Annotated in this window: 11 protein-coding genes; 2 read left to right on the top strand and 9 right to left on the bottom strand. The window is 63.9% G+C overall.

Annotated elements, in window-relative coordinates; all coding sequences use genetic code 11:
* Window positions 1-45: 45 nt before the first annotated feature.
* Together RCH91_RS15930 and RCH91_RS15925 are read left to right on the top strand one after the other, a co-directional pair.
* The gene (locus RCH91_RS15930) at window positions 46-528 is read left to right on the top strand and encodes a TRAP transporter small permease (protein WP_306535972.1); all 483 of its coding nucleotides are present in this window, start codon (window positions 46-48) and stop codon (window positions 526-528) included.
* Window positions 525-1,829, top strand: coding sequence for a TRAP transporter large permease (locus RCH91_RS15925; RefSeq protein WP_306535971.1), 1,305 nt, complete (start codon window positions 525-527; stop codon window positions 1,827-1,829). Before RCH91_RS15930 ends, RCH91_RS15925 begins: the two co-directional genes overlap by 4 nt.
* A 94-nt stretch (window positions 1,830-1,923) precedes the next feature.
* On the opposite strand, the gene RCH91_RS15920 is transcribed toward RCH91_RS15925, so the two are convergent.
* From RCH91_RS15920 to RCH91_RS15880, 9 genes are all read right to left on the bottom strand, one after another.
* A complete protein-coding gene (locus RCH91_RS15920) occupies window positions 1,924-3,864 on the bottom strand; it encodes a CHASE2 domain-containing protein (RefSeq protein ID WP_306535970.1) in 1,941 nt (646 codons plus the stop codon).
* A 29-nt stretch (window positions 3,865-3,893) separates the two neighbouring features.
* On the bottom strand, window positions 3,894-5,540 hold the full coding sequence (locus RCH91_RS15915) for a FecR domain-containing protein (protein WP_306535969.1): 1,647 nt from the start codon (window positions 5,538-5,540) through the stop codon (window positions 3,894-3,896).
* A gap of 160 nt (window positions 5,541-5,700) precedes the next feature.
* The gene (locus RCH91_RS15910; protein ID WP_306535968.1) at window positions 5,701-7,038 is read right to left on the bottom strand and encodes a TldD/PmbA family protein; all 1,338 of its coding nucleotides are present in this window, start codon (window positions 7,036-7,038) and stop codon (window positions 5,701-5,703) included.
* 19 nt (window positions 7,039-7,057) lie between these two features.
* Window positions 7,058-7,510, bottom strand: a complete 453-nt coding sequence (locus tag RCH91_RS15905) for an N-acetyltransferase (RefSeq protein WP_306535967.1) — start codon at window positions 7,508-7,510, stop codon at window positions 7,058-7,060.
* A gap of 52 nt (window positions 7,511-7,562) precedes the next feature.
* Window positions 7,563-8,480: a diguanylate cyclase domain-containing protein gene (locus RCH91_RS15900; RefSeq protein ID WP_306535966.1), complete on the bottom strand. Its 918-nt coding sequence runs from the start codon at window positions 8,478-8,480 to the stop codon at window positions 7,563-7,565.
* Window positions 8,470-9,324, bottom strand: a complete 855-nt coding sequence (locus tag RCH91_RS15895) for an HDOD domain-containing protein (RefSeq protein WP_306535965.1) — start codon at window positions 9,322-9,324, stop codon at window positions 8,470-8,472. The genes RCH91_RS15900 and RCH91_RS15895 overlap by 11 nt, the downstream gene beginning before the upstream one ends.
* Window positions 9,314-9,643: a hypothetical protein gene (locus tag RCH91_RS15890; protein ID WP_306535964.1), complete on the bottom strand. Its 330-nt coding sequence runs from the start codon at window positions 9,641-9,643 to the stop codon at window positions 9,314-9,316. The genes RCH91_RS15895 and RCH91_RS15890 overlap by 11 nt, the downstream gene beginning before the upstream one ends.
* 71 nt (window positions 9,644-9,714) lie before the next feature.
* Entirely contained in the window at window positions 9,715-11,379 is a 1,665-nt protein-coding gene (gene recN, locus RCH91_RS15885; protein ID WP_306535963.1) for a DNA repair protein RecN, read from the bottom strand.
* Window positions 11,379-12,230, bottom strand: a complete 852-nt coding sequence (locus RCH91_RS15880; RefSeq protein WP_306535962.1) for an NAD(+)/NADH kinase — start codon at window positions 12,228-12,230, stop codon at window positions 11,379-11,381. Before RCH91_RS15880 ends, recN begins: the two co-directional genes overlap by 1 nt.
* Window positions 12,231-12,268 lie beyond the last annotated feature (38 nt).

The following is a 12,268-nucleotide window of genomic DNA, read 5'->3' as shown; positions in this document are numbered from 1 at the left end:
CAGGGAGAGGGTGGCCGCAGGCCGGGTGAGGGGAACCGGGATTCCATGGAACGCCTCTTAAGCATCCTCTCAAAATCCTTCATGGTCCTCGGCAGCGCGGCGCTCCTGGCGCTGGTGCTCCTGGCCACCGGCAACGTGGCGCTGCGCCTCACGGGCGCCCCCTTCGCCGGCACCTACGAGATCGTCTCATTCCTGGGCGCCATTGTCATCGCCGGGGCACTGGCCCACACCCAGCGGAGGAAGGACCACATCGTGGTGGACATCCTCTCGGAGAAGTTCCCGGCACCGGTGAAGCGGGTGCTCGACACGGTGAACTACGCCATCACCTGTGCCCTGTTCGGGATCGTCACCTGGCAGGTCTGGGTCTGGGGGGACAAGCTCCGCCAGTCGGGGGAGTTGTCGGAAACCCTCCAGTTCACCTACTACCCCTTCGTCTACGTGGTGGCGGCCGGCTTTGGCGTCCTGACCGGGGTACTGTTTCTCGATTTCATGAAGGCGCTGCTGCGCGGCAGGGAGGATGGGGAGTGAGCGGTCCGATGGCCGGGATCTACGGAATCCTGGCAATGTTTTTCATGCTGTTCGTACTGCGGGTTCCCGCCGCCTTCACCCTCCTGCTGGTGGGGTTCTTCGGCATCGCGGCCGTGACGAACTTCGACGCGGCCCTGGCCATGGTCGGCTCGGAACTCTGGGGGAGCTTCTCCAGCTACGGGCTCACGGTGATCCCCCTCTTCATCCTCGTGGGGGAGATCGTCCACTATGCCGGCTACAACAACAGCCTCTACCACGCCACCTACAAGTGGTTCGGCCACAAGCGGGGCGGGCTCGCCATGACGACGATCCTCGCCTCGGCGGCGTTCTCGGCCATCAGCGGCTCCAACACCGCCACCGCCGCCACCATGAGCGCCGTGGCCATCCCCGAGATGAAGCGCTACAACTACCACCCGATCCTGAACGCCGGCTCCGTGGCCGCCGGGGCCACTCTCGGGGTCCTGATCCCGCCGAGCATCGTGCTGGTGGTCTACGGCCTCTATACGGGGCAGTCCATCGGCAAGCTCTTTTTCGGCAACGTGATCCCGAGCGCCATCCTCACCACCCTGATCCTCCTGACCGTGGTCTGGATCTGCCGCCGCCACCCCGAATGGGGACCCGAAGGGCCCAAGAGCGGCTGGGGGGAGCGGTTCGCGGCCCTTCCCGAAGCCATCGACATCCTCATCCTCTTCGCCATCATCATGTTCGCCCTCTTCACCGGCGTGGTGACCGCCACGGAGGCCGCGGCGGTGAGCTGCTTCCTGGCTCTCGTGATCTGCGGCCTGCGGCGCAAACTTACCTGGAAGAAGCTCACCGGGGCCTTCGTGGACACGCTCCGCATCTCCTGCATGGTCTTCATGATCGTGGCAGGCGCGGTGATTTTCGCCAAGTTCCTCACCATCACCCGGCTCCCCTACGAGACCGCCGAGTGGATCGGCACCCTCGACCTCCCCCGCTGGATGGTCCTCTGGGTGATCCTGGGCTGTTACATCATCGGCGGCTGCATCATGGACGCCCTGGCGTTTCTCCTGGTCTCGCTCCCCATCTTCTATCCCCTGGTGACCCAACTGGGCTACGACCCGGTCTGGTTCGGGCAGGTGATCACCATCGTCACCACCATGGGCTCCATCATGCCCCCCATCGGCATCTGCTGCTACGTGGTGGCGGGGATGTCGGGGATCCCCCTCGGCACGGTCTTCCGGAGCGGGCTCTACTACATGCCCTCCTACATCGCCTCCATCGCCATCCTCATGGCCTCCCCCTACTGGACGGTTCTGGTTCTTTCGGATCTGGTGAAGTAAGATACCGATCAAGATCATGGTGTAGCCCCCCTGCCGAACAGGGCACAAAAAAACCGCTTCCGGGAGATTCCGAAGCGGCTTTTTTGTGCCCGACTCACAGGGTAAAGTAGAATGTGGCCCCCTCCCCCTGCTTTCCCTCGGCCCAGATGCGTCCACCGTGGCGATGGACGATCCGCTGGATTGTGGCAAGTCCGATGCCGGTGCCCGGAAAATCCTCGACCCGGTGAAGACGCTGGAACGGCACAAAGAGCCTGTCGGCGTAGGCAGGGTCGAATCCGGCTCCGTTGTCCCGCACAAAATAGTGCCGCGCCCCGTCGCTTTCCTCCACGCCGAACTCGATAACCGGACGTGCCGTACCTGAGGTGAATTTCCAGGCATTCTCCAGAAGATTCGTCACGACCACCCTCATGAGGGCAGCATCCGCCAACACCTCGACCTCCTCCGCAACGAGAAAGCTCACCTGGTGCTCGGGGTGGGATTTTCGCAGTTCCTCGGCGATCTCCCGTACCATCTCGCTCAGATCAACCGGCTCACGGTGCAGCTCGGCCCGGGAAAGCCGCGACAGGCGAAGGAGCCCTTCGATAAGGTGCTCCATGCGGTTAATGGCGGAAGCTATCCGCGTCAGGTAGCCTTGGCACGTCTCATCGAGCCGATCGGCACAGTCTTCGCTCAAGGCCGCGCTGTACCCCCCGACCGCCCGGAGCGGGGCGCGCAGGTCGTGTGAGACGGAATAACTGAATGCCTCAAGCTCCCGATTGACGGATTCGAGCTGTGCCGATTGCTCAACCAGTTGGTTGACCACCTTGTCGAGGAGTGCTATCTCCTCGTTGATCCCCCCCGCCGAGAGATAGCCCGGGAAACCGGGGAACCGCATCGCAGGAACGGGCGAATCCCCTTGGGGATTGAGGCGGTGAGCGATAATGGCATACTGTTCCTTGAGCCTGTCGGCAGCTTCGCTGATCCGGGAGATGAATGTGGCGAGGTAGAGGAAGCTGGCCGTGAGAAGCAAGGCAACGGGATCGATCCAGATGGTGCCGACGGTGAATGCTGCGAAGACTGTCACCCCTGTGACCGCAACGCTGGCGGCCCAGAGGAGGGCGGCCCGGATCTCCGAGAGTCTCATGAACGCCACGAACCAGAATACCGCCAGAACCAGACAGAGGCCCATGGATGCGCCCTGTCCGACAATCCGGACAGTGTCCCCCTTCAGGAGGTTGCTCAGGAGATTCGCATGCAGTTCGACGGGGGGCATCCTCCGCCGCTGGTGGGAAAATGGGGTTGCAAGCCGCTCCACAATGCCGGCAGCCGTCACCCCCGCGAGGACGATCTTCCCCTTGAGAGCCTCCGGCGGAACCCGTCCGAGAACGATGTCCGAAAACGGAACCGTCCTGAAGGTCCCCTCGGGTCCAGAAAAGTTGATCTGCAGCGGGTCGTACTGGTCGATTACTCCTTGTCGGGATTCCGACCCCTTTACTGACTCTTCGGAGACGTTAAACGCCAGCCGCTTAAGGGCCAGTGCCAGTGTCGGGAAACGCATCCCATCGGTACCAATGGAGCCGAAAACCCTCCGCACCACACCATCGACATCCTCTTCCACATGGATGTGGCCGACTGCGGCGTGGTCGAGAGACGCAACAGGACGGACCACGCGGAACTGGTCATCAATGTAGACCGGAAGGACCACCCGGCCATGGCGGGCCACCGCCTCGCCAAGCACGACGTCGCCTTCGGCCGGCTCCGCCATGATGACGGAAAAGCCGACTGCCCGGGCGCCACGGGCGGCATCGAGAAACGCAGCGTAGTGGGATCTCCGGATGGGCCATTGCCCCAGCTCCCGAAGCGTTTTTTCGTCGATGGCGGCAATGATGATCCGGTCCGAGGGGCGCTGCACTCCCCGGAGCCTGAAAGAAAGATCATAGAAATAACGGTTGGTCCCGTCGAAGAAGCCGAGATGATCCGCGAGGAGGATCAGGAGCACCCCGGCCAGACAGGTAAGAACGGTGCGGATCCTTCTTTTTTTGGCCTTCAACTCCATTATGCGCCCACCCGTGGCATCTGGCTCATCTAGAGAGCCAACAGGACGATGATCCCCATGATTCCGCCAATCACCCCGAGCGTTCCGTAGGGAAAGCGGGGCTCAATGACGAAGCTCTGGGGAGGGGAAAAGTTACCCTCACTACCCTTCGCGTCGATGCACGATGTCCTGATATAGTAGGTGCCCTCGTCAGGCCGGGGGATGACCAGTTCAGGAGCATCCTTCTTCGTATCGTGCAGAAGATCGGTGAACCGCTCGTCCCGAGCCACCTGAAACCGGTAGGTGAACCCCTTTCCGGCGTCCCTGACCCGGATCCGCATCTGCTTGCCATCGGCCTCGGGCGCCGCCGGGGTGGGGGTCGGCGGCGGCTTGACAAGGCTGAAGGTGAGGGCATCGGACCACTCCCCCTGATAACCGTCCGCAGCCACCGATGCCACGCGGAAATGGTACCTTCCGTAGCCCAGCTCCACTTCGTGCTCGACTCCTTCTACCCGCCGGTCCACCAGGGGGGCCGTGAAGCCGGGCCCGTCGCCGACCTGGATACGGTAGCCGGCCGCGCCGCCGACCCGAAGCCACCGGGCGGTAACGCTCGTGCGTCGGTACTCGGCGCCCTCCTGGGGAGCCTCCAGGTGGGGGGGCGGAGGGTTGAGCCGGATCACCACCGGCACCGGCACAGCCGGCTTCCCCTCAAGCCCCCTGTCGTCGATGCTGGTGGTTTCCAGGAAGTACGAGCCGTCGACGAGACCGGCCACCTCGAACGGCTCGCCGACCTGCACAATCTTTTCTCTGACCACGTCGCGCATCTCCCCGTCTCGGGCAAGGGCGGCCCGGAGCGCGCTGGCCCCTGCTACTGTCGTGAAGGCGATGCGAAGCGGTTCGCTCTTGTAAATCGGCTCCAGCCCAAGGGGAACCGGCGGAGGGAGGAGGGGCCGCGGCGGTTGGGGAATCTCCCCCTTGCGCACGCCGGTACCTTCCCCTTCCTGCAGCCGGACTTCCCGGCGCATCGCCTCAACCGCCACCGTGCCGGTCAGGACTTCCGAACGGGTGGTCTCTTCCGCGTCCACCGAAACCCTATACTCGGTCCCCCGTGCCCCGGCCACCGCCGAAGGAGTCCGGATATTGTACCGCTGCTCGCGGCCCGTTGCCTTGCGTATCCGCGACATCACCCGCCCCGCCCGCAGAAAGAGGTCACGCAGGACGAATTCATCGCCTTTTTGGCGGGACCGGACGAGGGAAAGCACACTGTCCGGTTTCAGGAGAAAGGAGGTGCCATCTCCGAATTGAACCTCCACGGTACCATCCTGGCCCGTCTCGATCCGTCCCCCCTCCTCCAGGGACTCGCCGACCTGGGGTGGACGCCCTTCATCACCATCGGTCCGGTAGTAGCGCACGTCTCCCTTGGTAAAGGCAACGACGCCTTTGGCCGGGATCCCCCGCAGGAGTTCAGCCGGGACCATGACCCGCTGCCCCGGCCTGATCAGGTCGGGATTCTGCATGCGGTTCACCCGGTAGATCTCACGGCAAGCGTCGGGCTCCTCCAGGTGCTGACGACAGAGGGCACGAAGCGTATCACCGGGTGCCACCGTTATCGCCACCATCGGGCCGGCAAGGGCCGCCACCGGCAATCCTGCAACACAGACTGCCGCCAGAAGCAGCACGTATTTCATCGCGCGCATTATCGACTCCCCCGTCAGGGTAAAAACTTTCCAATTGTACCGTCATTTCCCCCCAAAGCAACAGACCGCAACGAAAAAACCGCCATCCGGGATACTTCCGAAGATGGCGGCTCATTCGACCTGCGTAGGTTGTACTCTACGGAAAGTGAGGGGACATCTCCTACTCGCCGCTCACGTCAAGGGCCGCGATCCGCAGCGACGGCGACCCCACGGTGCCGTAGAGGCGAAGGTCATTCCCCACCCCCTCCACCCCCCGGAAAAGCTCCAGGATGTTCCCCGCGATGGCGATCCCCTTGACCGGAGCCGTCACCCGCCCCTCTTCGATGAGGAAACCGGCGGCCCCCACGGAGAAGTCGCCGGAGATGGGGTTGGCGGTGTGCATCCCCATGACGTCGGTGAGGAGAATTCCCCGCCCGATGCCAGCCATGAGGTCGTCGAAGGGGACGGTGCCGTTCTCGATGAAGAGGTTGGAGACCCCCATGTGGGGAGGGGACTTGATGCCGCCCCGGACGGCGTTGCCGGTGGATTCGACGCCATCCTTGCGGGCCCGGAGGGTGTCGTAGAGGTAGCCGAGGAGCACCCCGTCCTCCACGAGGACCGTGTTGCGCTTCGGCACCCCCTCGGCATCGAAGGGGGAGGTCCCCATGCCGCCAGGAAGGATCCCGTCGTCCCGGATGCGGATGAACGGGCTCACGATCCGCTCACCCTTTTTCCCCGCCAGGAGCGACTTCCCCTTCTGGACGCTCTCGGACAGGAAGGCCGAAGCGAGCACCTCCAGGATCTCGGTGGCCACGTAGCTGTCGAGGACCGCGGGACAGCGCATGGTCGGAATCTTCGCGGCCCCCAGAAGCCCCACCGCCTTGGCGGCGGCCCGGGCCGCAAGCCGCTCCACGGACAGGTCAGCGAAATGGTTGGCGAAGTCGAAGTCCCATCCCATCTGGGACTGGCCGTCTTCCTCGGCGATGGCCGAGACGCTGGCCGACACCGATGTCCCCCGATTGGTGACGTCAATACCCCGGGAATTGACGATCCGGCTCTCCACGGTCGACTCGCCGAAAGAGCACTTGCGCACCCTCTTCACGCGAGGATCGGCGGCCATGACAAGCCGCTCCAGCTCCATGGCGCGGCCCACCTTCTCCTCCTCGGGCACGGAGGCGAGCCCTTCGTCGTAGAGACCGGGAATCTCCGGGCAGGGCCGGGGTTCGGGGAAGGCGTGGTGTTCGTCCGGGGTCTGGGTCTCGGCCCCCACGAGGGCGTTTTCCACCATGCGGGCAAGGTCGGCGGGATCCATGCTGGTTGAGAAGGAGAACCCCATGCCGCCGTTTTTCAGGACCCGGATGCTCACCCCAACCGGAGCGGAGCACTTGAAGGTGTCCACCTTCTGCTCCTTCACCTCGATGGAGAGGAGGCGCGACGATGCGGCGGTAACCTCCCACCCGTCCAGGGAGCGGGCTTTCAGGAGAGCTGTGACGGCTTCGATCATCTCGTTCGTGTGCATGGGCATACCTGTCGGATAATTATTCGAGGTCAAGAATCATTGCGATTTCATCGCAGTCGGGAAATTTCACGCACTTCATGCAATCGCCCCACACCTTGTGGGGAAGCTCCGCCTTGTCCACGATCCGCATCCCGAACTTGCCGAAGAAATTGGGCTTGTAGGTGAGGCAGAAAACCCGCTTGAGCCCCAGCTCACGGGCCTCTGCTATACAGGCGTTCACGACCTGCGTACCGATCCCCTTCCGCCCCGCGTCCTCCGACACGGCCACGGAGCGGATCTCGGCCAGGTCTTCCCAGATGATATGAAGTGCGGCGGTGCCGAGGATTTCCCCCTCTTCCTCCCAGACGTAGAAGTCGCGGATCGACTCGTAGAGCTCCGAGAGGGAGCGGGAGAGCATGTCTCCCCGGCTGGCGAAGTGGGTGAGGAGCTTCTGGATGTTCTTGACGTCGCGTATCTGGGCCTTGCGGAGCATGGGCGGGTCTCCTTGTGTGGGATGGGTGGGAAAGTCCGGAGACAGTCTCCGGCTAGTGTCGCCGGTCAACGACGTAGCAGCTCTTCTGGGACTTCTTGGCCAGTCTCTTGAGCTCCGCCGCCACCTCGGCCACCTTGGCGTAGTGGCCGATCTTCGGCGAATTCATGGGAACGATGGAGATGGCGATCCCCATGAGCGGCACCTGCTCCTCGTTCCCCTTGCGGTCATGGGCCACGTAGAACCCCTTCATCTTTTCCTCCTCGCTGAAGAGTTCGGAGACGATGGCGGTGAAGTTGGCAATGATCCGCTCGGCCACGGCCTCGGCCTGCTCCGCCGGGACGATGAAGACGAAGTCGTCGCCGCCGATGTGACCGGCGAACCCCTCACCTGACTCCTTGACGGAGTTGGCCATGATGCGGCCGAGCATCCGGAGCACCTCGTCGCCGTGGGCAAAGCCGTAGACGTCATTGTACTGCTTGAAGTGGTTGATGTCCACGTAGCAGACCGCCATGGGCTTTCCCACCGCATGCTCGATGGCCCGCTGGATGGAGGTGTTACCGGGGAGTCTGGTCAGGGGGTTGTTGTCGAATACCCGCCGCAGCCGCCGCAGCGACAGGGTAATCCGGTTGAAGAGATCCCGGTAATTGAGTGGGATGGTGACGAAATCGTCGAGGGGATACTCCTCCCAGTCGAATCCCTCGGCCCCCAGCTCGGGGAGCATCCCGATGACCGGGATGGTGGAGAAGAAGAAGTCGTCCTTGAGGCTGCGGATGATCCCGAGGATCGTCCCGTCGGGTGCAGCCAGGTCCATGAGGACCACGTCGGGGGGATCCGAGTAGATAAATCCCATGACGCTGGCCGGGGCCGTGAGGGTGACCACCTGGTACCCCTTGCTCTGGAGGCGCAACTCCAGGCTCCCGTCTCCCCCCCGGGGACCGGCGACAACGATTATCCTCAGGTTAGCTCTCATCGGCGGCCTGTATCTCCAGACTGAAGTTTCTGGCCTCCACCAGCCTGTCCTCGAGGGTCTCCACGATGACGGCCAGGTCGGCGTCGGTCATGCCGAGCCGCTCCCAGGCCACGGGTTGGATGCGGGGAACGTAGTCGTCGCCGCTGAAGCCGAAGCCGCTCGCCTTCACGAGCACGTCGGCCAGGTGCACCACGGCGGTCTTCACCTGGTGGGACTGGGCCCGCGCCACGTCATGGTGGCAGGCCACCGGCTCGCTCAACTTGTCGGGGAGGTACCAGCTGCGCACGAGCCACTCCCCCACCTCGGGATGGTCCGTCTGCAGCACCGCCCGCTCCGCTTCGAGGGTGGTGAGCCCGTCCCGCTCCATGACGCCGGCGACCTGGTCATAGTCAACGGCGCACTTCTCCTTGAGGATCACCTTGCCGATGTCGTGCAGCAGCGCCGCGGTGGAAATCTCCTCCACCTCGGGGAGCTTCAGGTGCCGGGCGATGATGTTGGCCGCCACACCGGCCCCCAGGGAGTGCTCCCAGAGGCCGACGATGGTCTTCTCCATGATCTCGAAGATGGATGAGCTGAGGGCCAGGCTCTTGACGACATTCACCCCCAGGAGGATGAGTGCGTTGGAGATGGTGGAAACCCGGTAGAAACCGTAGGAGGGGGAGTTCACGAGCCGGAGCACCCGGGCCGAAAGGATCTGGTCGGAGGATACGAGCCGCGCCATCTCCTCGATGGTCGACTTGCGGTTTTCCGACAGGGCCTGGAGCCGCGTCACCACGCCGGGCAAAGTCGGCAGCGAGCTTGTGTCCCGGATGATTTCGAGGATCTGGTCGCGCTTACTTCCCACTCTCTCCCCCCATGGAACGGACGATGATCCCGCGGTAGATCTCCTTCAGCCGCCCCATGAGCGGCACGCCCGCCACCTTGCTGAACCGGCGGTCCAGATCGGCCAGCAGGTCGTCCAGGGTCTTCTCCCCCTCGACGACGACCGGATGCCCCTCCACCGTGACCGACTTGATCCCGAGGTTCTTGAGCCGCTCGATGAGCGATGCCGAAAGGGTCGTCCCCCGGCCGCAGATGGGGGGGCTCTGGGGATTGTCGGTCCGCCTCACGTCGCGGGCCAGGACCATCTCCGGCTCGGCAAGGGCTATGGGTATCGTCTGCATCTAATTGACTCCGTTTAAGACCGGGACTCGACATTGGGGGGTGGTGAAAAGCAGATGCAAGACTCTGTCCATCAGGGCCCCTGTCCCGAAGAAATCATCTCCCGGGCGTGTTCGAGGGTACGGTCGGTGATGGTAACCCCGCCCAGCATCCGCGCCATCTCCGTTACCCGCGCCTCCCCTGCCAGAGGGGTGACGGCCGTGGCGGTCCTCCCCCCCTCCACGCGCTTTTCGACCAGATAGTGATGGTCGGCAAAGGCCGCCACCTGGGGAAGGTGGGTAATGCAGAGGACCTGCTGCCCCCTGCTCACCCGCTTGAGCTTTTCCCCCACCAGAGCCGACGTGGCTCCGCCGATGCCGGTATCCACTTCGTCGAAGACGAGGGTCGGCACGTCGCTCTCCGGATGGACCTGCTTAAGGGCCAGCATGAGCCGTGAGAGTTCCCCCCCGGAGGCGATCTTCGACAGAGGTTTCGGCGCCTCCCCGGGGTTGGGGGAGAAAAGGAACTCGGCCCGCTCAAGCCCCGCAGCCCGGGGCTCCGGGAACACCTCGAAATCGACCTCGAAGAGGGCGTGTTTCATGGCAAGCTGGTGAATCTCCCGCTCCATGGCTTTTTTCAGCTCCGTCGCCGCGGCGCGGCGTTTCGCCGAGAGCTCCCCCCCCTTCGTTGCCAGCTCCTTCCGCAACCTCTCCAGGGCAGCGTCCAGTTCACCCCGGGTCCGCTCGCGGTTTTCAAGGAGCTCGATCTCGCGCTCCATCTCCTCGCCATAGGCGATGATCTCCTCCACCGTCGGCGCGTATTTCTTCTTGAGTCTCCGGATCAGATCGAGTCGCTCCTCCACCCGTTCGAGCCGGACCGGGTCGGCCTCCACGCGGGACCCATAGTCCCTGAGGGTGAGAGCGGCGTCCTCCAGCTGTGCGGCGGCCCCCGCCAGGGATTCGAGGAGCGGCATCAGGGATTCGTCGATGGCGGCAATGTCGGCGACCTTTCCCTTGACGTCAGCCAACCGGTCGAGAACCGCGCCGTCCTCGCCATAGAGGATTTCGAAGGCCTCCTGGCTCGAACAGAGGAGCTTACCGCCATGGACAAGGAGTCCCCGCTCCCGCTCCAGGTCCTCATCCTCGCCGGGGCGCAGGGCCGCCTCGCGGATCTCTGCGGCCTGGAACGCCAGGAGGTCGAGCCGCCGGGCCGCCTCCCGCTCCCCCTCCTCCAGCGCACGGATCCGGTCGAGGGTTCCCCGGTAGTCGCCGTGGAGGGCCGCATATGCCTCCCGGATGGGCAGAAGCCCCCCGAAGCCGTCCAGAAGCGTCAGGTGGTTGTCGGTCCGCAGGAGCGTCTGGGACTCGTGCTGGCCGTAGATGTTGATGAGTTCCCGGGCGATGTCGGCAAGAATTGCCAGGGTGGAAAGCCCGCCCCCCACAAAGACCCGGTTGCGCCCCGAGCGGGAAACGATCCTCTTCACGAGGAGCTCGCCATCGCACTCGATCCCTGCCTCGGCCAGACGGGCCGTGAGGGGAACCCCTTCGGGCAGGGCGAAGACCGCCTCAACGGTCGCCTCCTCCGCGCCGGTCCGGATCAGATCGGCGGAGGCCCGCCCCCCCATGATAAGGTTCACCGCGTCAATGATGATCGACTTCCCCGCCCCGGTCTCGCCGGTGAGGACCGTGAACCCGGACTGGAACGGAACATGAAGAGTGTCGATGATGGCGAGGTTTCTGATGGAGAGGTCGATGAGCACTACCGCTCACCCCACTTCAGCTTGGTCCGTAATACTTCGAAATAGTCCTTGCTCCGCGACATGACCAGACGCGTGCGGTGCTCGGCCCGTCGCACCCGGATGATGTCACCGCACTTCAGATCCATCCCCACCTGGCCGTCGAGGGTGAGGTAGACATCCTCGTCCTTGGAGATGAGGCGAATGGTTATCTCGGAGCTTGCTTCCAGGACGATGGGGCGGTTGGTGAGGGTGTGGGGGCAGATGGGGGTGATGGTGAGACATTCGAGATCGGGATGGACGATGGGGCCGTTGGCCGAGAGGCTGTAGCCGGTGGAGCCGGTTGGGCTCGAAATGATGAGTCCGTCGGACTTGTAGGTGGTGAGGTAGTGGCCGTTGACCAGGCTCTCCATGTCGACGATCCGGGCAAGGGCTCCCTTGTTGATCACCGCGTCGTTCAGAACCCGGTGGGAGAAAACGGTGTCGCCGCCCCGCTCCACGGTGACGGCGAGCATCATCCGCTCCGAGACCCGGTAATCGCCGTCGAGACATGCTTCGAGGGTAGGATAGAGCTCGTCCAGGGTAATCTCGGTCAGAAAGCCGAGGCTCCCCAGGTTCACGCCGAGGATCGGGATCTCCCGGGCGCCCAGGAGCCGGGCGGCCGAGATGAGGGTGCCGTCGCCCCCCAGAACCACCGCAATGTCGGCCAGGTCGGGAATATCTTCGGAGGCGATTCCGGAGAGCCCCAGATGGCGGGCAAAATGGGCTTCAACGAGCGGAACGATCCCCCGCTGTTCGAGCCAGGCAATCAGTTCCCCGGCCACCCCCTGACAGCGGGGGTCGTGGACCTTGGCGAAGATGGCAATTTTTTTCATCGTGCCGACCCTGCAGTTGTGGTATAAACTTGAAATTT

Origin of the sequence: Geobacter sp. (assembly GCF_030834625.1) — a bacterium.
Taxonomy (GTDB): domain Bacteria; phylum Desulfobacterota; class Desulfuromonadia; order Geobacterales; family Geobacteraceae; genus Geobacter.
Note: the sequence above shows the minus strand (reverse complement) of the source record. Positions and strands in the feature narration are given on the sequence as shown.